Origin of the sequence: Deinococcus sp. KSM4-11, assembly GCF_004801415.1 — a bacterium.
Classification (GTDB): Bacteria; Deinococcota; Deinococci; order Deinococcales; family Deinococcaceae; genus Deinococcus.
The window spans coordinates 79,256-105,302 of sequence record NZ_SSNX01000004.1 but is presented as its reverse complement, the minus strand read 5'-3'; the positions used below and the strand labels follow the sequence as shown (position 1 = coordinate 105,302).

Genomic DNA, 26,047 nt, shown 5'->3' with positions numbered 1-26,047 from the left:
GGTGAGCGGTTCCGGCCAGCCTCCGGCCACCGTGAAGGCCGTCACCTGACCGCGCGGAGTTTCTTGCGTTCCTGCACGGCCAGGACGTCCACCCGCTCGTTCTCGCCGTGCCCGGCGTGGCCCTTGACCCACAGGAAGGTCAGGGCGTGCGTGCGTGCCAGGGCGATCAGTTCCTCCCACAGATCCTGGTTCTTGACCGGGTCGCCCCCCGCCGTTTTCCAGCCGTTGCGCTGCCATTTCAGGATCCAGCCGTCGGTGAAGGCCTTGCGCAGGTACTGGCTGTCTGTCACCACGCGGATCTGACAGGGCCGTTTCAGGGTTTTCAGGCCCTCCAGCAGGCCGCGCAGTTCCATGCGGTTGTTGGTGGTGTTCTCCTCGTGACCGCTCAGTATGAGCTCCTTCTCGCCGTAGCTGAGGATCGTGGCCCAACCGCCGTGCCCCTTGGTGGTGTCGCACGCCCCGTCTGAGTACAGCGTCACAACCTGCCCGGTCACCGGCTGCTCGGGCTGGATCCCGGCCCGGATCGGCAGGCGGTCGCGCTCCGCGTCCTGCGCCTTGCGCGCGGCGCTCTTGCCATAGGAAGTGCCGGGACGGGTCATCCGGGAACTGTAGGCAGCGCCCGCCCGTAGTGTCAAGCATGGAGCCCGCCACCCACCTGCGCCCCCTGACCGCGCTCCCCGACGCCGACCGCACGCCGGGCATCGTCCTGCACCTCTCGCCGCTGGCCGACCTCCTGCTCCCCACGGTGGGCGGCGTGCTGGGGCCGCTGGTCGCGTGGCTGGTCTACCGCGACCGCAGCGCCGCCCTGAACGCCCAGGGCAGGGAGGTGCTGAACTTCCGTCTGAGCATGTGGCTGTACGGCCTGATCATCGGCGTGCTCGCGTTCCTCCTGTTCAGCGTGGGGCTGATCGGCGGCGCGGTCGGCTCGGCCGCCGGCAGCGAGGAACTCGGAGCCTTCGCGTTCCTGGGCACCTTCGCTTCGTTCTTCCTATTCCTGCTGCCGGTCATGGTGGTGCTCGGCATCATCCCGTTCATCTTCATGATCATCGGCGTGGTGCGCGCCAGCAGTGGCCAGCCGTACTCCTACCCGCTCACCATCCGCTTCGTGCGGTGAGGGTCAGCGGCCCAGACGGACGTAGACCACTTCCGGATCCCCCTCGTCGAGGTGCTGGAGCAGGCCGCTGACCTCCCAGCCCGTCCGGCGGAACAGGGCGTGCATGGGCGCGTTCGACAGGTTGGTCGAGGAGAACACCTTCGGGGTCGAGGCCACGCCGCACAGCTGCGCGAGCAGCGCCATCCCCGCGCCCTGCCGTCGCCAGGACGGAGTGACGTAGACCAGCGACACGAAGGCATGGCCGAAGAACGTGTTCTCCAGCACGCCGTATGCGCACGCTTCGGCCCCCACCGCACAGAGCATGACGACCTGCCGGTCGAGCGCCTCCTGAATCCAGCTGCGGCGCTCCGGAGTCACGGCCAGATGATCCAGCGAGACGAGCACCGTCAGATCCTGCGGGCTGGCGCGGCGGAACTGAAAGGGCATGCCGTCACGGTACCCGGACATGGACACGCCGTTCTGTGCGCTGGAGCCGATATGACCTGGCCATCTCCCCTATCCTGCTACGCATGCGAATCATGGCGGTGTTTGCCCATCCGGACGACGAGATCGGTTGTATTGGCACGCTGGCGAAACACGCGGCGCGCGGGGACGAGGTCATGCTGGTGTGGACGACGCTGGGCGAGCTGGCCAGCCAGTTCGGGGACGCCTCGCACGAGGAGGTCACCCGTGTGCGCCGTGAGCATGGGGCTTGGGTGGCCGAGAAGATCGGCGCGCAGTATCACTTCTTCGACATGGGCGATTCCCGCATGACCGGCGGCCGGGCCGAGGCTCTGCAACTCGCGCGGCTGTACGCCACGTTCCGCCCGAACGCGGTGATCACCTGGAGTGACGACCACCCGCACCCGGATCACCGCATGACGGCCAAGATCGCCTTCGATGCGATCACGCTGGCCCGCATTCCGAAGATCGTGAACGAGGCGGGGGGAGCGCCCATGCCGCCTGCGCCGGATCTGGGCAGCGCGGAGGGCGTGGAAAGCGGCGAGGACGTGCAGCGTCTGGAGGCCCTGCGCGACCCGGTGCGCTTCTACCAGTATTTCGCGCCCGCCAGCCCCTACCCGGAGGTGATCGTGGACATCTCGGACACCGTCGAGGCCGGGGCGGAGGTCATGGGCTTCTACCACGACTTCTACAAGTGGGCCTGGACGAAAGACCAGTACCGCGAGGGCCGCGCCGCGATCGGGCGGATGGCGGGGCCGGGCGTGAAGTACGCCGAGCACTTCACGCTGCGGGTGTCGCACCTGCCCGCGCGACCCTACCTGGACTGAGGACGGCCTGTACTGGTGCGCGCTCCGGCCGGGTCAGTTCCGCGCGCTAGATTGAGCGCAGGATGTCCGAGTCGATTCAGTTGAAGCAGAACATCGTGGTGCGCTCCCGCCCGGACGTGCTGTACCGCCTAGCGCTGGAACCCCGGCGCCGCGTGAAGTGGGACAAGAACTTCGTGTCTGCCGAGTACGAGGGTGAGGGCGGTCGCCTGGCGAACAATGCGCTGGTGCGCTTCAAGTTTCCCCGGCGGCTGCTGGGGCTGGCCTTCACCGCGAAGTACGGGCAGCTTCAGGCCCCGCAGCGCGGCGGCTGGGAAAGCGTACGCCATGTGGGGCCGCTGGAGAAACTGACGCAGGCATGGTCGTTCAAGCCCATGCCGGGCGGCACAGAAGTCACGCTGAGCATGAACGCCCGCGTGCGGTACAAGTGGATCAAGGCCCCAATCGAGCGCGTGCTGAACAACATGCTGGTCAGTACCCTGATCGAACTGCAGCGCACGGTGGACGCCCAGGGCGCGCAGCTCATGGAGGACATGGGCAAGGAAATGGCCGAAAAGCAGAAGGCGGACGAGAAGGCCGCCAAGGAAGCGGCGAGGGCCGCCAAGAAGAAACGCTGAGTCAGGACTGCAGCGCCTCCAGCGCCCGGCGCAGCACCTCCGGCAGTACCGTGGGCCGCCGCGTCCCCCGATCCACGTACACATGCACGAAATGCCCCTGCGCGCACGCGGTCTCCTCGCCAGCGCGGAACACGGCCAGCTCGTAGCGCACGGAACTGCTGCCCAGCCGTGCCACGCGCACGCCCACACTGAGCAGCTCCGGGAACTCGGCCGGCGCGAAGTACGCGCAGCCCGTCTCGACGACCAGCCCGATCACCTCGCCCGCGTGGAGATCCAGCGCGCCGTGTGCCACCAGGTACGCGTTCACGGCCGTGTCGAAGTACGCGTAGTACGTCACGTTGTTCACGTGGCCGTACACGTCGTTGTCTGCCCAGCGGGTCGGCGTGGGGTGGTGGTATGGGTAGGCCGTGCGGTGGTGCGGGGTAGGCCGGGTCATGACGGCACTGTAACGGGATGAGGAAATCCTTTCGTCTAAGACGGGAGCTTCAAAGGAAGGTCATTCCAACAGTGTCAGTGACGGTGGGGAAGAATGCACCTCAATCACTCCGAAGTCACCCTGTAGACGGTATATATCTCCGTCCATCTCCAACACGTCTACCGTGCCGAAATCCTCGCCATCTTCGTCCACCGTCACAGCGCCCGGAATATTCTGCTTTGACCACACCACTGACATCACGTCTTGAAACACCAGCTCAGCGCGGCGATAACACCACAACTGACCTTGAGGCAGTGCTTCATACCTTAGGTGCCAAGGCAGCAGCATTGCCAAAATACTGACGCTCATTTGGCGGTAGGGAATTAGCACCCCCAGCACAAACGAGTCGTCAAGGAAAATACCTTGGAGGCTTGCAATTGAGGGAGGTGGCACAGCCATCGCTTCAGGCTATGCGATATTCGTTCTTACTCCCCGTCCACCACCAGCAGGATCACGGTGCCCTCGCGCGTGTCGAAGGGCACCCAGGGTTCACTGGCGGTCACGCGGTGGCCCTCGCCGGGGCGCAGGCGCACGAAGTTGTTCAGGGGCAGGTCGATCACGGCCTCGCCACTGAGGCACACCACCCACCCGTCCAGACCGGCCTGAGGAGCCTTGCCGCTGAGGTTCAGCACCCGGACATTCCCACCGGGCAGCCGCACCCACTCGCCGGGCGTGCCCTGGGCGAGGCGGGTCAGGTGCAGGGCGTGGGGAACGTCGGGGCGCGGCCTGGGCAAGGGCTTATTCTCCGCGCGCCGCCTGGTTCAGTTTCTTGCTGGCCTGGAGTGCCATGCCCTTGGCCTTCTTGATGTCGAGGCCCAGGCCGGGGGCGACGTCCTCGACCTTGCGACCCTGTTCACGGGTGGCGGTCACCAGCTGGCGTTCCTCGCTGCTCAGCACGTTCAGGTGCGGTTTAAGCTGCGCCCAGGTGAGGGGGGTCTTGGCAAGGGCCTTCGCTTTCGCAGGAGCCTTACGAGCGGCGCTGGCCTTGGAGGCCGGAGGGCGGGTCGGGGTCTTGCGGGTGCTGGTCTTCGCGGTGGCCTTCCCCGCTCCGGCCTTCGCGGTCGTCTTCTTCGTGCTAGCGCTGGCGGCCTTGCGCGGGGTCTTGCCGGGCTTGGCCTTGGGTTCCTTGCCACGCTCTTCCAGGATCTCCAGGGCGCGGTCGGCGGTCAACGTGCCCTCGTCCTCGCCCTTGCGAAGGGTGGCGTTGCGCTCGCCGTCGGTGAGGTACGGACCGAAGCGGCCGGACTTCAGGACGATGCTGGCGCGGCCCGGATACTCGAAGCTGCGCAGGGGCGGCGCAGCAGCCGCGCGGCCCTTGCCGAACCGGGGCTGCATGAACAGTGCCTCGGCCTCGTGGATGCCGACCTCGAACAGCTGCTCGTGGGTGGTCAGGCTGCGGCTGTCGCTGCCGCGCTTGAGGTAGGGGCCGTACTTGCCGTTCAGCGCCCAAACCTCCTCGCCCTCGCTGGTGCCGACCAGCCGGGGCAGGCTCAGCAGTTTCAGGGCGCGTTCCAGGGTCAGGGTGGTCAGGTCGTCGGTGGGGAACAGGCTCGCGCTGCGGACGGGCGGGTTGTCTGCGCCGAGCGTCACGTACGGGCCGTAGCGTCCCGCCCGGGCGACGACCGGCTGCCCGGTGGCGTCGTCGGTGCCGATCACCCGGTCGCCGCTGGGGCGGCTCATCAGTTCCTCGGCGTTCTCGGCGGTCAGTTCGTCCGGGGCCATGCCCTCAGGGAGGTTGGCCTTCTCCCCGTCCCGCTCCATGTACGGCCCGTAGCGGCCGACGCGTACCTCGATGCCGCTGCCCTCCAGTTTCGGCACGGCGATCGTGGCGATCCCGCGCGCGTCGATCTCGCCCATCTTCGAGTCGATCAGGGGGCGCAGGGCCATGCCCTCGCCGCCCACGCCCAGGTAGAAACGCTGGAGGTACGGCACCCGCTGGGCACGGCCCCCGGCGATGTCGTCGAGGTCTTCTTCCATCTTCGCGGTGAAGTCGTAGTCCACCAGCGAACTGAAATGCCCCTCCAGCAGCGCGGAGGTCGCGAACGCCGTCCAGGAGGGCACCAGTGCCTGTCCTTTCTTGGTCGCGTACCCACGGTCCTGGATGGTGCCCAGGATGCTCGCATAGGTGCTGGGGCGGCCGATGCCCGCGCCCTCCAGCGACTGCACCAGCGACGCCTCGGTGTAGCGGGCGGGTGGCTGCGTCTCGTGGCCCTCGGGTTTCACGGCGTCGGCGGTGACGCGCTCGCCTTCCTTCAAGGGGGGCAGGGGAGTCTCGCGGTCTTCAAGGGCGGCGCTGGGATCGTCGCTGCCCTCCACGTAGGCGCGCAGGAAGCCGGGGAAATCGATGGTGCGGCCCGAGGCGCTCAGGGCCACGTCGTCTCCGGTCTTCGTTGTTCCGCCCAGGCGCACGCGCAGGCTGCGGCCGCGCGCGTCGGCCATCTGGCAGGCCACGGTGCGTTTCCAGATCAGGTCGTACAGCCGCCACTCGTCGCCCGACAGTTCATTCCGGAGCGAATCCGGCGTGCGGAAGCTGCTCCCGGCGGGGCGGATCGCCTCGTGGGCCTCCTGGGCGTTCTTGGCCTTCTTGGAGTACACGCGCGGCTGCGGCGACAGGTAATTCTGGCCGTACATCTGCGCGACCTGCGTGCGGGCGGCGGTCACGGCCTCGGTGCTCAGGTTGGTGCTGTCGGTGCGCATGTACGTGATGTAGCCCTGTTCGTACAGGCGCTGCGCGGCGCGCATGGTGCGCGTGGCGGCGAAGCCCAGCTTGCGGCTGCCCTCCTGCTGCAAGGTGGAGGTAATGAACGGTGGGTACGGACGCTGCGTGAAGGGTTTCTCCTCGGCACTCGTGACCGCCAACGTCTGCCCAGTCAGGCCGTCGGCCAGCGCGCGGGCCTCGGCTTCCGAGAGCAGGCGGGCGGTGACGCCGTCCTTCAACTTCCCGGTCAGCGGGTCGAAGTCGCGGCCCAGCGCGAGCTTCTGTCCGACCACGTCCGTCAGGCGGGCGGGGAAGGTCTGGGCATCGGCGGTCTTACCGGTGACCAGCAGATCCCACCACGTGGCGCTCACAAAGCGCATGCGCTCGCGTTCACGTTCCACCAGCATGCGGGTCGCCACGCTCTGCACGCGGCCTGCGCTCAGCTTCGGCGCGACCTTCTTCCACAGTACCGGGCTGACCTCGTAGCCGTACAGCCGATCCAGCGCGCGCCGGGCCTCCTGCGCCTCGACGAGGTTCGTATCGATCTGGCGCGGCGCGGCAATGGCGGCCTGGATGGCCTCCTTGGTGATCTCGTGGAAGACCATGCGCTTGACCGGCACCTTTGGCCGGAGTTCCTGGAACAGGTGCCACGCGATGCTCTCGCCCTCGCGGTCATCGTCCGTCGCGAGGATGATCTCGTCGGCCTCGGCCGCCATCTTCCGCAGCTTCGCCACGTGCGCTTTCTTTTCCGGGGCGACCACGTACAGCGGGCTGAAATCGTGTTCCACGTCCAGGCCGAGCCGGGACCAGGCCTGTCCCTTGTATTTCTCGGGGATATCGGCCGCGCTCTTGGGGAGGTCGCGGATGTGCCCGATGGACGACTCCACCGTGTACCCCTTGCCGAGGTACTTTTCGATGGTACGGGCCTTCGCGGGCGATTCGACGATTACAAGGGTGTTGGACATAAGGTTGATGGGCTCCCGGCCACACGCGACGCAAGAAAGGGCAGCGCAGAAATTCAGGGGTGAGCGTAGCACGCACCTCCCGCCGCGTCAGGAAGATGATCGCCACTCGCGCGCCGAATTCGCGGGTGTGAAGAAACCGACAGGGACGACGGGAATCGCCAGACTTGTGGTTTTCTTTATGTTACGCTCCGCTCGTGCGCGCGCGCGGTTCCACCCTGACCCTGTTGCCCCTGGCCGTCGTGGCCCTGCTGGCGGCCGGCTTCCTGGCGCTCCCGAACCTGCGCGTGCCGAACGCCCGCACCCCCCACGCCACGCTGCTGGTGCTGGGCGCGGCGCAGTACGCCGGGCGGCCCAGCCCCGCCTTCCAGCGCCGACTGGATCATGCGCTGGGTCTGTACGAACACGGCGGGGTGCTGAAGATCGTGGTCACCGGGGGGCGCCGCCAGGGGGATCCCTATACCGAGGGCGGGGTGGGGATCACATACCTGAGCAAACACGGTGTTCCACAGACCGCCCTGGTGGCCGAGACGCGCAGCCGCACAACCATCGAGAACCTGCGCAACGCCCGCGTGGGCTTGGCCCCCGGTACGCCCGTCACGCTGGTCACCGACGAGGCACACGCGCCGCGCGCCCTGGCGCTGGCACGCGCGCTGGGCATGGACGCCAACGTGAGCGCCAGTCCGCTCGGCGCGGGCACCAGCCGCACCTACCTGCTGCGCGAGAAGCTGGCCATGCTCGGCTACGCCCTGATCGGCCTGCGCCTGTAAGCGCGTCCGGCCCAGAGCCGGGGAAGGAAATCCGCCGTGAACAGCTGTAAGACGCGTGTAGGCGCACGTTCCATACCATGAACGCATGATGTCCGCTCCGCGCCTCACGCTGCGGCCCGGCGAGCCCGGCGATCTGCCCTTTGTGCTGGCGCTCGCGCCCCGACTGGTGGCCAGCGCGCCGCCGTGGCGGGATCGGCAGGTCATGCTGGCCGAGTACGACACCCTGTTCACCCGGGCACTGACCGATCCGGAACCCGGCAGCGCCGTCCTGATCGCCAGCGCCGACGGCCTGCCGGCAGGCTTCACGCTGCTCTACTGGCATCCCGAGGATCACGGCGTGTTCGTGAAGGATCTGGCCGTGACGGAGGAATCCGAGGGAACCGGCGTGGGCCGCTTTCTGCTGGACGCCGTCAAGCGCTGGGGCCGGCACCAGGGCGCCGCCGAGATCATGCTCAAGACGTCATGGTTCAACGGGCGAGCCCGCGAGTTCTACGCCGCGCAGGGCTTCAGCGAGGATCACGTGACGCTGGTGCTGCGGCTCGACCCGTAGGCGAGCCGTCCGCTCTACCCTGCGGCATGACCTTTCATCCCGCGTACCGGACGGCGGCGCTCGACCCGGATTACGCCTTTGCGCGTGCCCACCTGCTGCCCCTGTTCCTGGAAGCCCTGAGTGCCCACGCCCTCGATCTGCGTCGCAGCGGCACCCCGCACGCGGATGAGGCCGTGACGACCCTGCGCGCGCTGCGTTCCTTCCAGCCGGGCGAGGTCGACCCGGCCATTCCCGACCTGTTCTTCACGCTCGACCGGGAAATCGCGCGCCTGAGTCCGGAGGGCGCGGGGGCGCTGCGCACCGCCCTGTCGCGCAACGACCTGGACATGACCGTGTACCGCCTCGCGGCGCGGGCCGAGCTGATGACCGCCATGCAGACCGTGCTGCGGCTCCGGGGCACGCTCCTGAGCCTCGCGGAGCGAGAACGGGCGACGGTCATGGTCGCCTTCACCCACCACCAGCCCGCCCAGCCGACCACCCTCGGCCACTACCTGGCGGCCGCCGAGAACGTCCTGGCGCGCGACAGCGCCCGGCTCCAGGATGCGCTGGGCCGCCTGAACCGCAGTCCGCTGGGGGCCGTGGCCCTGGCGGGCAGCAGCCACCCGCTGAACCGGGAGTACGCAGCCGCGCTGCTGGGTTTCGACGGCCCGGTCGAGAACACCTTCGACGCGGTCGCCAGCGGCGACTGGCAGGTCGAGATCGCGGGCGCCGTCAGCACCTGCGCGGTGAACCTGTCGCGGGTGGTGTACGACCTGCTGGATTGGGCCGCGCGGGGCCTCATCACCCTGGAAGACGGTCTGGTGCAGGGCTCGAGCGTCATGCCCCAGAAACGCAACCCGGTCACGCTGGAGCACACCCGCACCCGCCTGAGCCGCACGCTGGGGGCGGCACAGACGCTGGTGTATGCGAGCCACAACATTCCCTTCGGAGACGTGAACGACGTGGGCACCGACGTCCAGGAACCGCTGTGGACGCTGTGGCGCACCTTCGGGCAGGCCCTGGAACTGCTGGACGCGTCCATCAGCGGCCTGAACGTGAACCGGGACGCGTGGCGCATCCTGGCCGACCACAGCGAAAGCACCCTGACCGAGCTGGCCGACGTGCTCGCCCGCCGCAGCGGTGACTTCCGCGAGGCCCACCGGCTGGCGAAGGCGCTGCTGGCCAGCGTACACGCGCAGGGCCGCGCGCTCCACCTGGCGACCGACACCGACCTGCGCGCCCTGGCCCCGGAGCTGGACATTCCAGATGGGCTGGTGGCGGACGCGCTGGACACCGCCGCCTTCGTGACCCGCCGCACCACCCTGGGCGGGCCGGCCCCGGAAGCGATGGCCGCGCACCTGACCATGGCGGCCCGACGGCTGGACACCGATCACGCACGCCTGGCCCAGCGGGCACAGCAGTTCGCGGACGCCCGGCTGGCCCTCTGGATCGGAGACCCGGCGCAGTAAATATGGCGGTTGGGTCGCCATGGAGTCCTTGAACGGCGCACCAGCAGCGAGAATCGTCCTCTCTGGACGAGACCGGTCGGAGTCGGCACGATCAGGCCAAAGAAAAACCCCAGCATTGCTGCTGGGAGTCTTCGTGGTGCCGAGGATGGGATTTGAACCCACACACCTCGCGGCGCTAGTCCCTGAAACTAGTGCGTCTACCAATTCCGCCACCTCGGCACGCTTGTTCTGGTGGGGCCGCCCCGTGGGGCGCGTTTCAGGCTCGCTTACTTTAACGGCGAAGTCCTGGGCTGTCAACCAGTGGGCGCGGTCCGCAGCCGGGCGTCGAGGAAGGCCCAGATATCGGCCGCCTCCGCGATCACCAGCGAGGTTGGTTTGCCCGCTCCGTGGCCGCCACGCGTCTCGATGCGGATCAGCACCGGCTCGGTTCCCGCCTGGTCACGCTGTAGCTGCGCGGCGAACTTGTAAGAGTGGGCGGGTACCACACGGTCGTCGTGGTCGCCAGTCGTGACCAGGGTGGCCGGGTAGGCCGTGCCCTCTCTCAGGTTATGCAGGGGCGAGTACGCCAGCAGCGTGCGGAACATCTCCGGGTCGTCGCTGCGGCCGTAGTCGCTGGCCCACGCCCAGCCGATCGTGAAGTGCTGGTAGCGCAGCATGTCCATCACGCCGACCTGCGCGATCACTGCGCCGAACAGCTCCGGGCGCTGCGTCATGGCCGCGCCGACCAGCAGGCCCCCGTTGCTGCCGCCCTGGATGCCCAGGTGTACGCTGGACGTGATGCCGGTGCTGATCAGGTGCTCGGCGCACGCGATGAAGTCGTCGAACACATTCTGCTTGCGCTCGAGGGTGCCCGCCAGATGCCAGTCCTCACCGTACTCGCTGCCGCCGCGCAGGTTCGCCACGACCGCCACGCCGCCGCGTTCCAGCCACGCCAGCCGCCCCACGCTGAACGACGGCGTGAGGCTGACGGTGAAGCCCCCATACCCGTACAGCAGCGTGGCGTTCTGGCCGTTCCGCGCCAGGCCGCGCCGCGCCACAATGAACATGGGGATGCGGGTGCCGTCCTTGCTGGTCGCGAACTCCTGCGTGACCTCGTAGGCCGACGCGTCGAATTCGATGGTGGGCGTCGAAAGGGCCTCCAGGTCACCGTCTGGCCGCAGGCAGTAGGCCGTGCCGGGACTCAGGAAGGACGTGAATCCCAGGAACACCTCCGGGTCGTCCTGCCGCGCGTTCAGTTCGGTGACGCTCCCCAGGCCCGGCAACGCGACCTCGCCGATCACGGCCCCCGAGCGGTCGTGCCGCGTGAGCCGGTGACTGGCATCCCGCAGGGTCAGGGACAGCAGGCCCTCCGGCACAGCGTGAACAGCCTCCAGCGCGTCCTGTCCCTCGGGGATCACCTCGTACCGCTCGCCCGTGGCCACATTCCATGCGAGCACCCGGCCACGCGGGGCGTCCTCGTCGGTGCGGACATACAGCGTGGGGCCGTCGTTCCCGACCACGTCGTATGCCGCGCGGAAGTCCGGCACGAGTTCCGTGAACGGCCCGCCCGAGGCCAAAGGCCGCACCCACAGCAGGTTCTTCGGCTCGGTGCCGCGCGACACGACGACAAGCAGATACTCGCCGTCCTCGGTGACGCCCGCCGAGAACCGCCAGTCCGGTTCGTCTGGTCGGGCGATGATCAGCTGATCCTGCGCCTGCGGCGTGCCGACCGCGTGGAACATCAGCCGGTAATTCCGGTTCGCGCCGGTCAGGGCCGCACCCTCCGGCGGGGCATCGTACGCGCCGTAATAGAAGCCCAGACCGTCGGGCGACCACGTCGCGCCGCTGAACTTGCTCCACTCCACCGCGTGTGGATCGTCCTCACCCGAAACCACGTCACGCACGTGCCACGTGATCCAGTCGCTGCCGCCCTGCTGCACGCCGTACGCGACCCGCGCGCCGTCCCGGCTGACCGACGCGCTGAGCAGGGAGGCCGTCCCATCCTCGCTGAGCGTGTTCGGGTCGAGCAGCGTCCGCCACGGGCCGCGCGGGCTCTCGGCCACCTCCAGCAGCGGCTGGTTCAGCAGGCCAGGGTTGAACGACCGGAAGTACCGCGCGCCGCGCCGCCACGGCACACCCTCACGCGCGTAATTCCACAGCTCCGTGAGCCGCTCGCGGTACCGGGTGCGGGCGGGCAGGGCGTCCAGCACCACGTCCGTCACGGCGTTCTGCGCGGCCACCCACGCCCGCGTCTGGGGCGAATCCGGGTCTTCCAGCCAGCGGTACGGATCGGGAACGCGCACCTGCTGGCCATGCTCGTCGGTGTACACGTCCACGTGGTCTCCACGCGGCGACTCCAGGTACCGGCCATTCAACAAGTCTGGGCTCACGTGCCTACTCTGGCACGCGACCCTGAGGAGCGGCCCGCTGGAGTGGACACACGACGACGGGGGCGGAGCCCGCTGGCCCCGCCCCCGCCCGGCTCGCGTTACTTCACCAGACCGAGCTTGCGAACCTCGTCGCGCTCCTCGGTGAGTTCCTGCGCGGTCGCGCCCATCTTACCCCGGCTGAAATCCGACACCGGCAGATTCTGCACCACGGTGTACTGGCCATCCTTGGTGGTCACGGGGAAGCCGTAGATCAGGCCCTCCGGCACGCCGTAACTGCCGTCACTGGGGATACCCATGCTGACCCACTCGCCCTCCGGCGTGCCCAGCGCCCAGTCGCGCATGTGATCGATGGCCGCGCTCGCCGCACTCGCCGCCGAACTGGAGCCGCGCGCCTCGATGATCGCCGCGCCGCGCTTCGCCACCGTCGAGATGTACGTGTTCTCGTACCAGTCCTGATCCACCAGTTCTAGCGCCGGCTGGCCATCCACGGTCGCCTGACTCAGGTCCGGGTACTGCGTGCTGGAGTGGTTCCCCCAGATGGTGATGTTCCGGATGCTGCTCACAGGCTTCCCGGTCTTCTCGGCCAGCTGCGAGATCGCGCGGTTGTGATCCAGGCGCACCATCGCCGTGAACTGCTTCGGATCGAGATCCGGCGCGTTCTGCTGGGCGATCAGCGCGTTCGTGTTCGCGGGATTCCCCACCACCAGCACCTTCACGTCCCGGCTCGCCACAGCGTTCAGCGCCTCGCCCTGCGGCTTGAAGATCCCGCCGTTCGCGCCCAGCAGGTCTCCGCGCTCCATCCCCGCCTTGCGCGGCATCGCCCCGACCAGCAGGGCGTAATCCACGTCCTTGAAGGCCACCATCGGGTCATCACTCGTGACCACGTCCGCCAGCAGCGGGAACGCGCAGTCACGGAGTTCCATCACCACGCCGTTGAGCGCCTTGAGGGCCGGCGTGATCTCCAGCAGGTGCAGGATCACGGGCTGATCCTTGCCGAGCATGTCGCCGGACGCGATACGGAACAGCAGGCTGTAACCGATCTGGCCGGCAGCGCCGGTCACGGCCACACGGACGGGTGGTTTCATGGTCATGGGACTTCCTCCTGGGGAATACAGCTCAAAGGTTTACGGCCCACAATAACGCGCGCCGCATGAGCAGGGACGGGAGTTCCCCGAGGGGGGACAGGGGCGGTGTAGCGCTGGAGCCATCCGCAATCATTCCCCAAACTCTTCAAGCAGCCCCGCTTGTATCTGCTCAGCCCACCGCCGTTCCTGATCCGAACGCGCCTTTTCTGGTCGCAGATATTCTCGGTCGAAGTCGGCTGGATAGAGGTGAAACTGTGGCATTGACCAGGCTCCATCCGTGGACACTACGACTCCACGTGTCAATTCTGCCAATGCCGAGGCCAGAAAGCCATACAGCGCCTCGACCACCGCAGGTTGACCAGCGGAGCGACGAACGTACCAGTGCGTTCCCAGCGTGACCGTCGGAGATAAGACACGTGCCCTGGTTTCAGATTCGAGTTCCTCCAAGTTGACGGCCAGTTCGGCCGGTTCCCAGCTCACGCAGTAAACGTCTGTGCCTCCCTTGACATCATCTACTTCAAACCAGAGATAGCCGTCATGCCAGACAAATTTGTCGTCAGGATCAACCGGCACGCACTCCCGAGTCAAAAAACTCCAGAAAGTCGCCGACACGGTAGGGCGCGATTCCAGACCCAGACTCGCCAGAAAGACATGCAACTTTTCAACGCACAACCGCTTGACCTGCTGGATCGTTGGAAGCTCATTGATTCCCGGAAAAACATCGAACGTCATAGACATCTTTCACCGTCTCCCGCACAGTCGCAGAGGTGGAGTGTGAATCTTCCCTAGCCTCAGATCGGCGCGTCTTCCTGGAACGTCGGCTCGCGCTTCTCGCGCAGGCTGGCAAGTCCTTCTCTCACGTCAGGGCCGGTGAAGCCCAGGAATTCCAGCGCCAGGGACGCGTCGAAAATCGGCCCGGCCTGCCGCAGCCAGTTGTTCAGGGCATATTTCGTCCAGCGGATAGCGGTGGGGCTGCCCTGGGCGAGCCTGCGGGCGACCGTCCAGGCCCGGTCGAGCAGTTCCCCGTCGGGCACGCACAGGCTGACGAGGCCGATGCGTTCGGCTTCTTCGCCAGAAACCGGTTCGCCGGTCAGCAGGTGGTACTTGGCCCTGTTCAGACCGCACAGCAGAGGCCAGATGATGGCGGCGTGGTCGCCCGCCGCGACACCCAGCCGGACATGCCCGTCAAGCAGGCGGGCGCTGCGGGCGGCGATGCTCACGTCCGCGAGCAGGGCGACGGCCAGGCCCGCGCCGACGCAGGGGCCGTGGATGGCGCTGACGATGGGTTTGCCGCAGTTCACGACGTTGTACACGAGGTCGCGCGCTTCCTTCCACACGCGGGCGAGGGCGCTGAAGTCGCTGGCCATCTCCTCGATCAGCGTGAAGTCCCCGCCGGACGAGAAGCCGCGTCCCTCACCCCGGATCAGGACGCAGCGGATGCCGGGCGTGTCGTCAATGTCACGCCACACTCGGGTCAGGGCACGGTGGGCCTCGGCGTTCACGGAGTTCAGCGTTCGGTCGCTGCGAATGACGATCTCCAGGATGCCCTCGTCGTGCAGCGTGAGCTGAAGGCCGGGGTGCGCGCCGTCGGCGGTGAGGTGTGCGGTCATGGCCCGAGGCTAACACCGGCTCCGGTCAGGGCCGTTTCCAGCCGACAACGCCCACGACGCCGGCCAGGGCCATGCTGCCCACGACGAGGGGCACGACGCCCTTCCAGCCGCCCGCCTCGAAGGCGTGCCCGGCGACCACGCTGGCGACGGCCGCCCCACCGTAGTACGAGAGGTGATACAGGCCCGACGCGAGGCTGCGGGCCTGCGTGACGGCGCGCTGCACGGCGGCCAGCGCAGCGGACTGCGCCAGGAACACGCCGCACGCGCTAGCGGCGACGCCCGCGACGATCAGCGGGAGGGGACTGGTGAGTGTGAGGAGCAGGCCCACGACGCTGGAGCCGACGGCGGTCAGCAGCGCGAAGCGGGGGCCGCGCGTGGCGAGCAGCGGCCCGGCGACGGGTGTGATGACCACGCCGAGCAGGTACACGGCGAAGATACTGCCCGTCTGCGCGGAATTCAGGCTGTACGGCGCGGCGGCGAGCCGCAGGGTGAGGGTGTTGAAGGTGCCGACCAGGGTGAACAGGATCAGGAATCCGACCGCGCAGGTAGCCAGCAGCGCGGGCGTGTGCAGATGGGTCACGAGGCCGCTGAGGACGGCCCGCGGGTCGCGGCTGGGCCGGAAGGCGCGCTCCGGGGGCAGGCCCGTGCGGGCGAGCAGAAAGCCGATCACCGCGCACGCGGCCAGACCCCAGAAGGCCGCATGCCAGCCGAAACGGGCGGCGATCAGGCCAGCCAGGAAGCGGCCCAGGAACCCGCCCAGCACGGTGCCGGTCACGTACATGGTCAGGGCACGCGCACGCACGGCGGCCGGAATCTCCTCGCCGATGTACGAGGTCAGGGCGACCATCACGCCGGGAATCAGCAGGCCCTGAATGAACCGGGCAGCGTTCAACATCGGCAGACTGGGCGACAGGGCCGCCAGGACGGCCGGAATGGTCAGAAGCGCGAAGGCCCACAGCACCGTGCGGCGGCGGCCCAGCGCGTCGGCCAGCACGCCGACCAGGGGCGAGGCCAGGGCCATGGCAAGCATGGTGGCCCCCACCACCACGCCCACCTGGGCCGCGCCTGCATGGAATTCGCGGGCCAGCACGGGCAGCAGGCTCTGCGGAGCGTACACGTTCAGGAAGACCAGGGTGCCCAGTGCCGCCAGCAGCCATCCGGACGGTTCACGGGCTTCAGCCGTCAAGGCAGGCCGACCAGGCCGAGGGGACTGACCAGCGCCGTCGGCACGCCGAGCACGGCGGCCCGTTCGGTATCCGGCCAGCCGGGTGGGCCGGGAATCAGCAGGGTCGGGCGGGCCTCCAGGGCCACACTGCCACTATCGTCCAGGCGGGCCAGCACTGCGTCGAAGACCCAGTCCTGCGCCCACAGCCGCTTCACCGCGTGCAGGGCGGCCGTGCCGGGCGGCGTGACCTGCGCGGATTCGGTGCTCAGGGTGCCGGGGCGGCGAGCGTGCAGCTCTCCCACATCCAGGCCGGCTGTGCCCAGGGCGCGGTAGAACGCCTGCACGGCGTCATCGAGCAGGTATGTGGTGCGGATCAGGGCCTGGGCCCGCGCCGCCAGGGGTTCCAGCGCGTCCTCGTCGATGCGGGCGGGATTGACGGTGGAAAAGAGGCGGCGCAGTTGCTCGGGCAGGTTCCCGCCCCGGTAGTAGGCTTCCTCGAAGTCCGGCGGGATGACCAGGCCAGGCACGCCCTGCGCGGCCAGCCGCTGCGTTTCCTGGCCAGTCTCCGTGGCGGGGTGGGCGGCGGCCTCGGCAATCCTGAACATGCCCGCAGGGTAGAGCACGCCACGCCGGGTGTCCTGCGGAAGAGGGGCCGCGTGAAGTCGTCGGGCGACCGTTCGCGAGACTCTGGCTCAGTGGAGAAGCGTGCTCGGTGCCGAGTCGGCCCAGCGCTGCCTCACCCAGCCCTTCACGCTGCTCGCGGCGGGCGTGTCGCGCACCACCACGGCCAGCATCTCGCCCGGGCGGAAACACGCGACCAGCACGCGGTCACCGAACTCCAGCTGCGAGGCCCGCGCCGTGCCCTGGGCGTCCAGGTGCGCGCCGAGGGTCTGCGCGGTGGTCGCCAGAAACCGCAGGTACACGCCCACCTTGGCGTGCAGGTCTCCCTGCACGCCCAGCAGGGTGCCGTCCTCGCTGAACATGGCGGCGCTGATCACGCCGGGCAGCAGCGTCACCGGCCGCAGCAGGGCCTGGGCGGCCAGACCGGGATCGGGCGCCAGCCCGCGCTGCGCGGCCGAAGCCAGGATGGGCCGTTCCGCTGCATCCACGGTGGTCGGGGAGGGCATGGGCACGGACAGGTCCAGCTCCGGGTGCTGTCCGGCCATCCATTCCTGCAGGGCGGGCAGCAGCGCCTCGGAACGCAGGGGTTTGCGCAGCACATCCAGCGCGCCGAGTTCGCGGGCGCGGCCGCGCAGGCCATCCTCGACCACGCCGGTCATCAACACGACCGGGAGGGCCGGGTGGCCCTGACGCAGGACGCGCGCGAGTTCCAGACCGTCCATGCCGGGCATGCGGATGTCCGCCAGCACCAGGCCCGTCTCGGCCGTGACGGCGCGCAGCGCGGCGGTGGCGCTGTCGGCCACCTGCACAGGCAGGTGCGGGGAGAGCAGTTTCTCCATGGCCGTCAGCACACCGGGGCTGTCGTCCACGATCAGGACGGCGGGTCGCCGGGGCTGGGAGCCAGTCATGCGGGCAGCGTACGGGCGGGCCGCTCACCTGCGCCTTACGCGGAGGCCTTTATTCGTGAGGTTTCCGACCCTGTCTCCCCCACCGGACGGCGGGCCGACGCGACCGGCTGGCATACTGCACCCATGACCGGCTCCGTGCCCAGGTTCCCGATCGGCTCCATCCAGCCGCTTCCCACCCACGACCGCCCGGCGCTGCGGGCGGTGGCGGCCCGCATGACCACCGCCACGGCGGAGTGGCAGGCCCTGCTGGCCCCGCTGGACGCGTCGGCCCTGGCCCGCCGCTCCCGCCCGGGGGCGTGGACCGTGGCGCAGCTGGCCCACCACACGGCCGACGCGCACCTGCACGGCCTGAACCGCCTGCGTTACGCCCTGACCACCCCCCACTACGTGATCCAGCCCTTCGACCAGGACGCCTGGCTCACTCTGCCGGACGCCGGCCTGCCGGTGACCGTCGCCCTGGGACTGCTGGACGCCGTGACTGCCCACTGGATCGCCTTGCTGGAGGGCGTGGAGGTGGCCGCCCTCGACGCGACTGTCACCCATCCGGACGAGGGGCCGCAGGAGCTGTGGCAGCTGATCGCCAAGCACGACTGGCATCTGCGGCACCACCTGGCGCAGGTGCGGCAGGCGCTGGAGTAGCCCGGTGGATCTGCACGCACTGCTTGCGCAGGACGCCCGCCTCCCAGCCGTGTGGGCGTGGGTTCACGCGCACATGCAGGGAGACGCCGCGCACGACGACGCCCACCTGCTGCGCGTGGCCCGCTGGACGCGCCGCTGCGCGCCGGATCTGCCCGCCGGTGTCGCCATTGCCGCCGCATTCACGCACGACGTGGTGAACCTCCCCAAGAACCATCCGCAGCGCGCCAGCGCCAGCGACCTCAGCGCACAGGCGGTGCGGGCCACGCTGCCCGGCCTGGGCTTCACGCCCGCCGAGACCCTGGACGTCGCGCTGGCCGTCCTCGACCATTCGTACTCGCGGGGCGCGGTGCCCGACACGGAACTCGGGGCGGCCCTCCAGGACGCGGATCGGCTCGACGCCTTGGGCGCGCTGGGCGTGTTGCGGGTGGCCGGGGTGGGCGGACAGCTGGGCCGCCCGCTGCTGCACCCGGCCGATCCGTGGGCGCAGGGCCGTGACCCGGACGACCTCGCGTACACGGTGGATCACTTCTTCACCAAGCTCCTGAAACTCGACGGCACCTTCCGCACTCCCGCCGGGCAGGCCGAGGCCCGTCGCCGCACGCTGACCATGCGCGCCTTCCTGGCGGAACTGGCCAGCGAACTGGAGGTCGCCCCCCCGGACTGAGCGCCCTGCTCAGACCAGGGCGACAGGTTGCCCAAGTCGACTGGAGTCGTATGCGGCCAGCACGATCCTCAGCGCCTCCAGGCCAGACCGGCCGTCCGCAAGGATTGGGGGTGTGCCGCCCGTGCAGACCGTCAGGAACTCGCGCAGCATCGCGGCGTTCAAGTCGCTCCCGAACCCCGCCCACTGCCGCCCGTGGGCGTTGGTGACGGTCAGGTGTTCCGCGAAGGCGTCCAGCGAGCGCATCCCTCCTGTCCCCGTCACGTCCAGTTTCAGGTGGCCCCAGCGCGGGTAGGTGCGCGGGCGGCTCCAGGAACCGTCGATGGTGGCCACCGCGCCGGACGCGAGGGTCAAGGTGACCAGGGCGGCCGCGTCCGTCTGGTCATGTCCGGGCACTGTCCACTGCGGCACGGAACGGAGCTGCGCGGCCATGCGCTCGACCCGCTCGCCGAAGTGGTGCAGCAGGTCGGCCAGATGGATGATGTGATCCATGCCCGCGCCGCCCCCGGCCAGTGCGGGATCGCTGAACCACGCGCGCTCGTGATCCGGGCTGACCGAGTGGTTCACGCCGCTGTACGCGAGCACGCCGCCGAGCCGCCCGCCCTGAAGCTCGGCGCAGAGGGTCTGCACGGCGGGCGAGTACCGCACCGGGAACGCCGTGTGGAAGGCCACGCCCGCGCGCCGACAGGCGTCCAGCATGGCCTCTGCGTCTGCCAGGGTGGTGGCGATGGGTTTCTCGCACAGGACATGCGCACCCGCCGACGCCGCGGCCTCCACATAGGAACGGTGATGGACGGTCTCGCTGCACACGATCACGCCGTGTGGGTGCAGGGCCAGCAGGTCTGCGAGCGCCAGGTGCCGGAGGCCCGTGGACGCGGCGAACCCGGCGGCGAGCGCCGAACCGTCCTCGGCAAAGCCGATGACTTCCACGTCCACCTGACGGGCGAGCCACGTCGCATACCCCTCCGCATGCACATGGGCGATGCCCAGCAGGGCCATCCGCACGGGCGTCATGCCTCCACCACCACCGGCTGGCCGGACTCCGAGCTGCGGATCACAGCGAGGGCCAGGGCCAGAGAGGCGCGGGCGTCCTGCGGCTCGATCAGGAACGGGGCGCCGCTGTCCAGCGCGTCGTAGGCGTGCCACAGTTCGGCGGCGTAGGGATCGTCGGCCCCCAGCTCGGGCAGCGCGGCGCCGTCCTGCTCCGGGGTGACAGAGACGGCGCCGTGCGCCTGCCAGGGCGTCGGTGCGTCGGACGTCCACTCGATCACGCCCGCCGTGCCCGCGATGTCCAGATGCGTGCGGAACACGCCAGGCGGCGCGGCCCAGCCGCCCTCCACCAGCGTGATCGCCCCAGACACGTGCGAGAGCGTGGCGTGGACGGTTACGCGCCCCTCCCGGCGGGCCTGCACGGCAGATACACTCCGAACGTTTCCGGCGATCCAGCGGGCGTAGTCGAGGTCGTGGATCAGCAGGTCGAGGGGCACGCCACCGCTCTGGGCCTCGTCCAGCAGCCAGCTGCCGGCGGTGGGAGGCGACGACATCCGGCCCAGGCGCAGCACACGTGGCTCCCCCACCGCGCCCGCCTGCACCTGCTGCCACGCCAGGCGGTACTGCGGGAAGAAGCGCAGGACGTGCGCGACGAACAGCCGCACGCCGCCCTCCCGGCACGCGGCGATGACGCGGTCGGCCTCCTCCAGCGTGCGGGCCAGGGGCTTCTCGCAGATCACGTGCTTGCCAGCACGGGCGGCCTGCACGGCGTACTCCGCGTGCGTGGGGGTGGGCGTACAGAGATCCACCACGTCCACCGCCGACCAGAAGTCGTCCAGAGTAGCGTACGGAGTCAGACCCTGGCGGGCGGCGAACCCGCGGGCGCGGTCGTCCGGGGCGTACACGGCGTCCAGCACGCCGGGCCGCTGCGCCCAGGCCTGCGCGTGAACGGTACCCATCAGGCCCGCGCCGATCAGGCCCACGCGCCTCATATCAGCGCCCCGGTCACTTCAGCGCCCCGCCGGTGATGCCGCTCACGAGTTGCCGGGAGAACAGCACGTACAGGATCACGACCGGCACGATGGCCAGGGTCAGGGCCGCCAGGACAGCGTTGTAGTCGTTCACGAACTGACCCAGGAAGGCGCTCGCGCCCAGCACGATGGTCTTGGTCTTCTCGCCCGGCGCGAGGATCAGCGGAAACCACAGGTCGTTCCAGATGGGAATCATGGAGATGGCCGTGACCGCGCCCAGCGCCGGGCGGATCAGCGGCAGGATCAGGCCGTAGATGCGGTATTCGCCCGCCCCGTCGATACGCGCAGCCTCCTTCAGGTCGCGGGGCACACCGCGCATGAACGAGGTGAGCACGAACACTGCGAGTGGAATGCCCTGCGCGGTGTACACCAGGATCAGCGCCCAGAGGGTGTTCACGAGGTGCAGCCCGACCATCAGGTTCAGGATGCCGACCGTCCCCAGGCGGATGGGCACCATGATCCCGATGCTGAGGTACAGGCCGGTCAGGGTGTTCAGCCGGAAGCGGTACTCGCTCAGGGCGAAGGCCGCCATGGAACTCGTCAGCACGATCAGGAACAGCGAACCCACCGTCACCACCAGGCTGTTTAGGAAGAACAGCGCGAAGTTCGCCGAAGTCGCCACGGTGTGGTAGCCGTCCAGCGTGAAGGTCGACGGGGTGGGGAACGCGAAGGGGTGCGAGAAGATGCTCAGGCGATCCTTGAAGGAATTCATGATGATCAGGAGGGTGGGCAGCGTGGCCAGCAGGCTGAACAGGATCAGGCCCACGTGCGCCAGCACCTGCGTGCTCCTCCCGACCACCGCCTTCTCTGTCGGGGCGGGGCCGGTCACCTGACCCGGCAGGGCGCCTGGCGCGGTCACAGCTCCACCTCGGTCAGGCGGCGCTGCACGGTCACGAGGTACAGCAGCAGTCCGGTCAGGATGATCAGCAGCATCACGCCCGCCACGGCCGCACCCATGTACTGATCCCCGGCCTGGAGCTGGTATCCGAAGAAAGTGCGATAAAAGAGCGTGCCCAGTATGTCCGACGCGAAGTTCGGTCCGGCCAGCGCGCCCTGCACCGAGTAGATCAGGTCGAAGGCATTGAAATTGCCCACGAAGGTCAGGACGCTCACGATACCCACGGTGGGCAGGATCAGCGGAAGCTGGATGCGCCGGAAGATGGTCCAGCCGCCCGCGCCGTCGAGCCGCGCGGCCTCGTACAGCTCGTCGGGAATGCGCACCAGCGCCGCCAGGAACAGCAGCATGGGAATGCCGATGTTCTGCCACACGGAGATCAGCCCCAGGGTGGTCAGGGCCGTGCCGGGCAGCCCCAGCCACGGCTGATCCAGCGCCTGGAGGTGCAGCGGCTCCAGCAGGCTGCGCTGCACGCCCCACGCCGGGTTCAGGATCAGCTTCCACGCGAAGCCGATGATCACCACCGACAGCACCGTGGGCGTGAACAGCAGCGTGCGGTAGACCGCCGAGCCCCGCAACCGGAAACTGAGGAGCACGGCCAGCAGCAGGCCGACCGGATTCTGCGCGAGCATATGGATCACGAAGAACACGAGGTTGTTGCGGATGGCGTTCCACAGCGGCTGGGCGTACAGCTCCGTTCCCAGCAGCCGCTGGTAGTTCGCCAGGCCCACGAAATGCTCGGGGCCGTCGGCCACGTGGTTGCGCAGCGACAGCCACAGCGACGACAGGATCGGGTAGATCATCACGACCGTGTAGATCAGCACGGCCGGGGCCAGGAACACCACGACATGCCACGGAAAAGGCCGGCGGACGCGGCGCGCGGGATAGGTCATTCAGGGCACTCCTCGATAAGACTGAGGCCCGGCCCGGCACCTGCCGGACTGGGCCTGGACGGGCTCTGACTTACTTGCCTTTCTGCGGGGCGTACCAGCTCGCCAGGTTCTTCTGCACCAGATCCCCGGCGGCCTGCGGTGTCAACGCGCCGTTCAGGAGCTGCGAGGACACGTTCCACAGGTCGTTTTCGTTGTTCGGGTTGGCATTGCGCGACAGGATCTGGTACGAACTGCGGAAGCTCTTGCCGCACTGGGCGCGCCAGCCCAGGAACTGCTGCGCGACCGGATCCTGCACGGTGTACTTCACGTTCGCCAGCGGGAAGAAGCCCGGCAGGGCGTTCGCGTACAGCGTGGCGAAGGCGTCCGAGGCCACCCAGTTCAGGAAGGTCTGTGCCGCCGCCTGGTTCTTGCTGGCCGCGTTGATGCCCATGCCGATGTCGGGATGATCGTCGATGACGCACTTCTTGCCGCCGATCGAGTACGGCGGGAAGGCCCCCAGGTCCAGCTTGGGGTTCATCTGCCGGAACGTCCCGATGTCCCAGCTGCCCGCCGGGTAGATCGCGCCACGTCCCTGCGCGAACATGTTCTGGGCGTCCGGGTAGGCAAGCGCCTGGTAGCCGCGCGGCAGGAAGGGCTTCCAGCGTTCCAGCGCCTGGAAGGCCTGGAGGAACCCGCCCTTGTTGTACTGTGCCGCGCCGGAGATCAGCCCCTTGCGCCCGGTTTCACCGTTCCAGACGGTCGGCCCGATGTTCTGGTAGCCCATGGTCGCGGACTCCCACTGATCCTTGGTGCCCATAACCAGCGGTTCGTACTTGCCGCCCTGCTTAACCTTCGTCAGGTCGGCCAGGAACTGATCCTCGGTCTTCGGTTCGGTCAGGCCGAGCTCCTTGAAGGCCGCCTTGTTGTACAGGAAGCCGTGAATCACGGACGCCATGGGCACGCAGAAGGTGGTCTTGCCGTCGTCGGTGGACCAGGCGGCCTTGGCGACCTCGTCGAAGTTCTTCAGTCCACTCAGGCTGTTCAGGCTGGTGAGCTGCTTGGCCTTGTACAGTTCCAGGCTCTTGTCGAAGGGCCGGCAGGTGAGCAGGTCGCCCGCCGTTCCGGCCTTGAGTTTGGCGTCCAGCACGGCATTGTATTCGGCCGGCGCACTGGGCGAGAACACCACGTGGATGTCCGGATTCTGCTTCTCGAACGCGGGAATGATCGAGTCCCGCCAGACCTTCAGGTCGTCGTTGCGCCAGCTTTCGATCGTCAGGGTCGTCTTCTGGGCACCGGCGGCGCCGGCCAGCAGCAGGACAGAGAGCGGAATGAGCATCCGTTTCATGGGCGAACCTCCGAAAGAACGTGGGCTAAAGTGTGGCGGGACCAGCAATTGTGCAGAGTACCGGTCAGGTATACCCCCCGCATAGGGGAGTGTCAACTCCACTACAAAGCCCCCGGCACCCGGCGGTGTCGGAGGCGGGGCGGCAGGAAGACTTAAGGGCTGGACAGCCGCGCCTGGGCGTAGGTGGTGGCGAGTTCGGGGTGCCCGGCGTCGATCAGCGCCTTGTCCCGGATGCGGCACGAGTCGCATACCCCACACGGCTCCGCGCCCCCCTGGTAGCAGCTCCACGTCAGCTCGATGGGCACCCCGAGTTGCAGCGCCGCATTCACGATGTCCGTCTTGCTCATCTCCACCAGCGGCGCCGTCAGGATCGCCCCATGCCCCTCCAGTCCGGCTTTCGTCGCCAGATCGGCCAGGCGCTGGAAGGCATTCAGATACTCCGGGCGGCAGTCGGGGTAGCCGCTGTAGTCCACCGCGTTGATCCCCAGGTAGATGCGCTCCGCGTCGATCGCCTCGGCGAGACTCAGCCCCACGGCGATGAACACGGTGTTGCGGCCCGGGACGTAGGTCGGCGGAATCACTCCATCTGCGGTGCCGTCGGTGGGAACGGTGATGGTCTCATCGGTGAGGGCGCTGCCGCCGAACGACCCGATGTTGATGTCGATGACGCGGTGATCCGCTCCGAAATGCGCCGCGATCTTCGAGGCGCGTTCCAGTTCCACCGTGTGCCGCTGCCCATACCGGAACGACAGCGCCGTGCACGTGTACCCATCCTTGATCGCCATGGCCAGGACAGTGCTGGAATCCAGGCCGCCCGAGAGCAGCACCACCGCGCGTTTCTGAGTGTTCGTCATGGTCAGTACCCCAGTTCCGTGTTCCCGCCGAGCGGGACGAGTCGCTTGTCGCTGTGCACATCGAGGTCATCGGCCCGGTACAGCTTGTGCATCTGGTAGCCGGCGCGGAGGCGTGGATTGGACTTGACGGCCTCGGTGATGGCGTTGAGCACGGTGGTATCTCTGTCTCGTGCCCTGCTCCATTCCGGGTGCAGCCAGATCACCGCGTCGTCCCGCAGGCCCGTCAGGGTGTCCAGACCGGCCTGGAGGTCACTGGGGTCGTGGACGATGATCTTCACCTCGTCCGCACGGGCGACCACCGAGGCCTCCGGCCACTGGCCGAAGGGTTTCGGGGACAGCGTCACCCAGTCGATGTCGCCGCGAAGCTGAGCAATGCCGCTCGTCTCGATGTGGACGCGCCGGTTCATCCCGTGCAGCAGGTCGACCAGGGGCCCGAGATCGAACAGGATCGGCTCCCCGCCCGTAATGACCACGAAGGCCCCATCCGGGCTGTCGTGCGCCACCACGTCCGCGAGTTCCTGGGCGGACATCAGCGTGACGCCTTCGGGCCGGTAGTCCTTATGCCACGTCCCGGCGCTGTCGCACCACGGGCACGCCTGCGGGCAGCCGTACAGCCGGATGAAGTACGCCGCGCGCCCCAGGTGCACGCCCTCACCCTGCCAGGTGTAGAAGCGCTCGTGGACGGGGTACTTCATTCCCAGTACTCGCAGGATGAATCCGGCGTTTCCCAGAGGGTGACCTTGAGTTTCAGGTCTTCCCCATCGTCCCCGTCGGGCAGGTCAGCACGGACGCGTTCCATGGTCTTGCGGTGGATGTAGGCCGCAATGACCTCGGCGGTCGTGTCGTCGCCGAGATCCGGCAGGTCGTTCAGGAACGCGTGATCCAGGCCGCCATGCTCGACGTCCTTCTTGGCCCATTTCAGAGTTCGGAAGTCCGCGACCATGATGTTTCGTTTCACATGGGCACTGGGCCGGAGTGTGTCGCTGCTCAGTTCCATCCGCACGCGGTAGGTGTGGCCGTGCAGACGCCCGCAGGGACCGTCGTAGCCGGTGATCACGTGCGCCGAGTCGAACGTGAACTCTGTGCGGAGTGTCCAGGGCACC

Annotated in this window: 29 protein-coding genes and 1 tRNA gene; 8 read left to right on the top strand and 22 right to left on the bottom strand. The window is 68.4% G+C overall.

Going from position 1 to position 26,047, the window contains the following annotated elements; all coding sequences use genetic code 11:
* Positions 1-41 precede the first annotated feature (41 nt).
* On the bottom strand, positions 42-599 hold the full coding sequence (gene rnhA / locus E7T09_RS12775) for a ribonuclease HI (protein ID WP_136389591.1): 558 nt from the start codon (positions 597-599) through the stop codon (positions 42-44).
* Positions 600-637: 38 nt separating this feature from the next.
* Here rnhA and E7T09_RS12770 point away from each other — a divergent pair, with 38 nt between their 5' ends.
* Complete coding sequence (locus E7T09_RS12770) at positions 638-1,114, top strand: DUF4870 domain-containing protein (protein WP_136389590.1); 477 nt, start codon at positions 638-640, stop codon at positions 1,112-1,114.
* Positions 1,115-1,117: 3 nt separating this feature from the next.
* Here the strand turns inward: E7T09_RS12770 and E7T09_RS12765 are convergent, their stop codons facing one another.
* Positions 1,118-1,540, bottom strand: a complete 423-nt coding sequence (locus tag E7T09_RS12765; protein ID WP_168734832.1) for a GNAT family N-acetyltransferase — start codon at positions 1,538-1,540, stop codon at positions 1,118-1,120.
* Positions 1,541-1,623: 83 nt separating this feature from the next.
* On the opposite strand from E7T09_RS12765, the gene E7T09_RS12760 reads away from it, so the two are divergent.
* Together E7T09_RS12760 and E7T09_RS12755 are read left to right on the top strand one after the other, a co-directional pair.
* Positions 1,624-2,382, top strand: a complete 759-nt coding sequence (locus E7T09_RS12760) for a PIG-L deacetylase family protein (protein ID WP_136389588.1) — start codon at positions 1,624-1,626, stop codon at positions 2,380-2,382.
* Positions 2,383-2,444: 62 nt separating this feature from the next.
* Positions 2,445-2,996: an SRPBCC family protein gene (locus tag E7T09_RS12755; RefSeq protein ID WP_136389587.1), complete on the top strand. Its 552-nt coding sequence runs from the start codon at positions 2,445-2,447 to the stop codon at positions 2,994-2,996.
* A gap of 1 nt (position 2,997) precedes the next feature.
* Here the strand turns inward: E7T09_RS12755 and E7T09_RS12750 are convergent, their stop codons facing one another.
* The 4 genes from E7T09_RS12750 to topA are packed head-to-tail and all read right to left on the bottom strand — an operon-like array spanning position 2,998 to position 7,134.
* Positions 2,998-3,432 (bottom strand): thioesterase family protein, encoded by a 435-nt coding sequence (locus E7T09_RS12750; RefSeq protein WP_136389586.1) that lies wholly within the window; start codon positions 3,430-3,432, stop codon positions 2,998-3,000.
* Between the two features lie 60 nt (positions 3,433-3,492).
* Complete coding sequence (locus E7T09_RS12745; RefSeq protein ID WP_136389585.1) at positions 3,493-3,870, bottom strand: hypothetical protein; 378 nt, start codon at positions 3,868-3,870, stop codon at positions 3,493-3,495.
* A gap of 26 nt (positions 3,871-3,896) precedes the next feature.
* Positions 3,897-4,205 (bottom strand): hypothetical protein, encoded by a 309-nt coding sequence (locus tag E7T09_RS12740; RefSeq protein WP_136389584.1) that lies wholly within the window; start codon positions 4,203-4,205, stop codon positions 3,897-3,899.
* Between the two features lie 4 nt (positions 4,206-4,209).
* Positions 4,210-7,134, bottom strand: coding sequence for a type I DNA topoisomerase (gene topA / locus E7T09_RS12735; protein WP_136389583.1), 2,925 nt, complete (start codon positions 7,132-7,134; stop codon positions 4,210-4,212).
* Positions 7,135-7,328: 194 nt separating this feature from the next.
* On the opposite strand from topA, the gene E7T09_RS12730 reads away from it, so the two are divergent.
* The 3 genes from E7T09_RS12730 (at position 7,329) to E7T09_RS12720 (ending at position 9,899) form a co-directional block, all read left to right on the top strand.
* Complete coding sequence (locus E7T09_RS12730) at positions 7,329-7,901, top strand: YdcF family protein (RefSeq protein ID WP_136389582.1); 573 nt, start codon at positions 7,329-7,331, stop codon at positions 7,899-7,901.
* 85 nt (positions 7,902-7,986) lie between these two features.
* Positions 7,987-8,451, top strand: coding sequence for an N-acetyltransferase (locus tag E7T09_RS12725; RefSeq protein ID WP_136389581.1), 465 nt, complete (start codon positions 7,987-7,989; stop codon positions 8,449-8,451).
* A 26-nt stretch (positions 8,452-8,477) separates the two neighbouring features.
* Positions 8,478-9,899 (top strand): argininosuccinate lyase, encoded by a 1,422-nt coding sequence (locus E7T09_RS12720; RefSeq protein ID WP_136389580.1) that lies wholly within the window; start codon positions 8,478-8,480, stop codon positions 9,897-9,899.
* Positions 9,900-10,033: 134 nt separating this feature from the next.
* Here the strand turns inward: E7T09_RS12720 and E7T09_RS12715 are convergent.
* From E7T09_RS12715 to E7T09_RS12680, 8 genes are all read right to left on the bottom strand, one after another.
* Positions 10,034-10,118 (bottom strand) — tRNA-Leu (locus E7T09_RS12715).
* Between the two features lie 74 nt (positions 10,119-10,192).
* Positions 10,193-12,268 carry a prolyl oligopeptidase family protein gene (locus E7T09_RS12710; RefSeq protein ID WP_240741771.1) on the bottom strand — a complete coding sequence of 692 codons (2,076 nt, stop codon included), beginning with the start codon at positions 12,266-12,268 and terminating at the stop codon, positions 10,193-10,195.
* A 98-nt stretch (positions 12,269-12,366) separates the two neighbouring features.
* Positions 12,367-13,359, bottom strand: a complete 993-nt coding sequence (locus E7T09_RS12705; protein WP_136389579.1) for a malate dehydrogenase — start codon at positions 13,357-13,359, stop codon at positions 12,367-12,369.
* Positions 13,360-13,482: 123 nt separating this feature from the next.
* Entirely contained in the window at positions 13,483-14,085 is a 603-nt protein-coding gene (locus tag E7T09_RS12700) for a hypothetical protein (RefSeq protein WP_136389578.1), read from the bottom strand.
* 59 nt (positions 14,086-14,144) lie between these two features.
* The gene (locus tag E7T09_RS12695) at positions 14,145-14,963 is read right to left on the bottom strand and encodes an enoyl-CoA hydratase/isomerase family protein (protein WP_136389577.1); all 819 of its coding nucleotides are present in this window, start codon (positions 14,961-14,963) and stop codon (positions 14,145-14,147) included.
* 25 nt (positions 14,964-14,988) lie between these two features.
* The gene (locus E7T09_RS12690; protein ID WP_240741770.1) at positions 14,989-16,149 is read right to left on the bottom strand and encodes an MFS transporter; all 1,161 of its coding nucleotides are present in this window, start codon (positions 16,147-16,149) and stop codon (positions 14,989-14,991) included.
* Positions 16,146-16,733, bottom strand: coding sequence for a hypothetical protein (locus tag E7T09_RS12685; RefSeq protein WP_136389576.1), 588 nt, complete (start codon positions 16,731-16,733; stop codon positions 16,146-16,148). Before E7T09_RS12685 ends, E7T09_RS12690 begins: the two co-directional genes overlap by 4 nt.
* Positions 16,734-16,820: 87 nt before the next feature.
* Positions 16,821-17,657 (bottom strand): response regulator, encoded by an 837-nt coding sequence (locus E7T09_RS12680; protein ID WP_136389575.1) that lies wholly within the window; start codon positions 17,655-17,657, stop codon positions 16,821-16,823.
* A 123-nt stretch (positions 17,658-17,780) separates the two neighbouring features.
* On the opposite strand from E7T09_RS12680, the gene E7T09_RS12675 reads away from it, so the two are divergent.
* Complete coding sequence (locus tag E7T09_RS12675; protein WP_136389574.1) at positions 17,781-18,296, top strand: DinB family protein; 516 nt, start codon at positions 17,781-17,783, stop codon at positions 18,294-18,296.
* 4 nt (positions 18,297-18,300) lie between these two features.
* Positions 18,301-18,960: an HD domain-containing protein gene (locus tag E7T09_RS12670; RefSeq protein WP_240741769.1), complete on the top strand. Its 660-nt coding sequence runs from the start codon at positions 18,301-18,303 to the stop codon at positions 18,958-18,960.
* A 9-nt stretch (positions 18,961-18,969) separates the two neighbouring features.
* On the opposite strand, the gene E7T09_RS12665 is transcribed toward E7T09_RS12670, so the two are convergent.
* From E7T09_RS12665 to E7T09_RS12630, 8 genes are all read right to left on the bottom strand, one after another.
* The gene (locus E7T09_RS12665) at positions 18,970-19,971 is read right to left on the bottom strand and encodes a Gfo/Idh/MocA family protein (protein WP_136389573.1); all 1,002 of its coding nucleotides are present in this window, start codon (positions 19,969-19,971) and stop codon (positions 18,970-18,972) included.
* Positions 19,968-20,939 carry a Gfo/Idh/MocA family protein gene (locus E7T09_RS12660; RefSeq protein WP_136389572.1) on the bottom strand — a complete coding sequence of 324 codons (972 nt, stop codon included), beginning with the start codon at positions 20,937-20,939 and terminating at the stop codon, positions 19,968-19,970. The genes E7T09_RS12665 and E7T09_RS12660 overlap by 4 nt, the downstream gene beginning before the upstream one ends.
* A 13-nt stretch (positions 20,940-20,952) precedes the next feature.
* Positions 20,953-21,837, bottom strand: coding sequence for a carbohydrate ABC transporter permease (locus tag E7T09_RS12655; protein WP_240741768.1), 885 nt, complete (start codon positions 21,835-21,837; stop codon positions 20,953-20,955).
* Positions 21,834-22,766 (bottom strand): carbohydrate ABC transporter permease, encoded by a 933-nt coding sequence (locus E7T09_RS12650; RefSeq protein ID WP_136389571.1) that lies wholly within the window; start codon positions 22,764-22,766, stop codon positions 21,834-21,836. The genes E7T09_RS12655 and E7T09_RS12650 overlap by 4 nt, the downstream gene beginning before the upstream one ends.
* Before the next feature lie 70 nt (positions 22,767-22,836).
* Positions 22,837-24,090, bottom strand: coding sequence for an ABC transporter substrate-binding protein (locus E7T09_RS12645; RefSeq protein WP_136389570.1), 1,254 nt, complete (start codon positions 24,088-24,090; stop codon positions 22,837-22,839).
* Between the two features lie 152 nt (positions 24,091-24,242).
* Entirely contained in the window at positions 24,243-24,944 is a 702-nt protein-coding gene (queC, locus tag E7T09_RS12640; RefSeq protein WP_136389569.1) for a 7-cyano-7-deazaguanine synthase QueC, read from the bottom strand.
* 2 nt (positions 24,945-24,946) lie between these two features.
* Positions 24,947-25,639, bottom strand: coding sequence for a 7-carboxy-7-deazaguanine synthase QueE (locus tag E7T09_RS12635; protein ID WP_136389568.1), 693 nt, complete (start codon positions 25,637-25,639; stop codon positions 24,947-24,949).
* Entirely contained in the window at positions 25,636-26,046 is a 411-nt protein-coding gene (locus tag E7T09_RS12630; RefSeq protein ID WP_136389567.1) for a 6-carboxytetrahydropterin synthase, read from the bottom strand. Before E7T09_RS12630 ends, E7T09_RS12635 begins: the two co-directional genes overlap by 4 nt.
* Position 26,047: the final 1 nt, after the last annotated feature.

Bases quoted from the DNA above. Each gene is read 5' to 3' on its own strand.
- E7T09_RS12695 (WP_136389577.1), bottom strand. From the start codon at position 14,963: ATGACCGCACACCTCACCGCCGACGGCGCGCACCCCGGCCTTCAGCTC.
- E7T09_RS12745 (WP_136389585.1), bottom strand. From the start codon at position 3,870: ATGGCTGTGCCACCTCCCTCAATTGCAAGCCTCCAAGGTATTTTCCTT.
- E7T09_RS12770 (WP_136389590.1), top strand. From the start codon at position 638: ATGGAGCCCGCCACCCACCTGCGCCCCCTGACCGCGCTCCCCGACGCC.
- E7T09_RS12700 (WP_136389578.1), bottom strand. From the start codon at position 14,085: ATGACGTTCGATGTTTTTCCGGGAATCAATGAGCTTCCAACGATCCAG.
- E7T09_RS12645 (WP_136389570.1), bottom strand. From the start codon at position 24,090: ATGAAACGGATGCTCATTCCGCTCTCTGTCCTGCTGCTGGCCGGCGCC.
- E7T09_RS12675 (WP_136389574.1), top strand. From the start codon at position 17,781: ATGACCGGCTCCGTGCCCAGGTTCCCGATCGGCTCCATCCAGCCGCTT.
- E7T09_RS12760 (WP_136389588.1), top strand. From the start codon at position 1,624: ATGCGAATCATGGCGGTGTTTGCCCATCCGGACGACGAGATCGGTTGT.
- E7T09_RS12765 (WP_168734832.1), bottom strand. From the start codon at position 1,540: ATGCCCTTTCAGTTCCGCCGCGCCAGCCCGCAGGATCTGACGGTGCTC.
- E7T09_RS12680 (WP_136389575.1), bottom strand. From the start codon at position 17,657: ATGACTGGCTCCCAGCCCCGGCGACCCGCCGTCCTGATCGTGGACGAC.
- E7T09_RS12720 (WP_136389580.1), top strand. From the start codon at position 8,478: ATGACCTTTCATCCCGCGTACCGGACGGCGGCGCTCGACCCGGATTAC.
- E7T09_RS12750 (WP_136389586.1), bottom strand. From the start codon at position 3,432: ATGACCCGGCCTACCCCGCACCACCGCACGGCCTACCCATACCACCAC.
- E7T09_RS12755 (WP_136389587.1), top strand. From the start codon at position 2,445: ATGTCCGAGTCGATTCAGTTGAAGCAGAACATCGTGGTGCGCTCCCGC.
- rnhA (WP_136389591.1), bottom strand. From the start codon at position 599: ATGACCCGTCCCGGCACTTCCTATGGCAAGAGCGCCGCGCGCAAGGCG.
- queC (WP_136389569.1), bottom strand. From the start codon at position 24,944: ATGACGAACACTCAGAAACGCGCGGTGGTGCTGCTCTCGGGCGGCCTG.
- E7T09_RS12650 (WP_136389571.1), bottom strand. From the start codon at position 22,766: ATGACCTATCCCGCGCGCCGCGTCCGCCGGCCTTTTCCGTGGCATGTC.
- E7T09_RS12660 (WP_136389572.1), bottom strand. From the start codon at position 20,939: ATGAGGCGCGTGGGCCTGATCGGCGCGGGCCTGATGGGTACCGTTCAC.
- topA (WP_136389583.1), bottom strand. From the start codon at position 7,134: ATGTCCAACACCCTTGTAATCGTCGAATCGCCCGCGAAGGCCCGTACC.
- E7T09_RS12705 (WP_136389579.1), bottom strand. From the start codon at position 13,359: ATGACCATGAAACCACCCGTCCGTGTGGCCGTGACCGGCGCTGCCGGC.
- E7T09_RS12665 (WP_136389573.1), bottom strand. From the start codon at position 19,971: ATGACGCCCGTGCGGATGGCCCTGCTGGGCATCGCCCATGTGCATGCG.
- E7T09_RS12685 (WP_136389576.1), bottom strand. From the start codon at position 16,733: ATGTTCAGGATTGCCGAGGCCGCCGCCCACCCCGCCACGGAGACTGGC.
- E7T09_RS12635 (WP_136389568.1), bottom strand. From the start codon at position 25,639: ATGAAGTACCCCGTCCACGAGCGCTTCTACACCTGGCAGGGTGAGGGC.
- E7T09_RS12725 (WP_136389581.1), top strand. From the start codon at position 7,987: ATGATGTCCGCTCCGCGCCTCACGCTGCGGCCCGGCGAGCCCGGCGAT.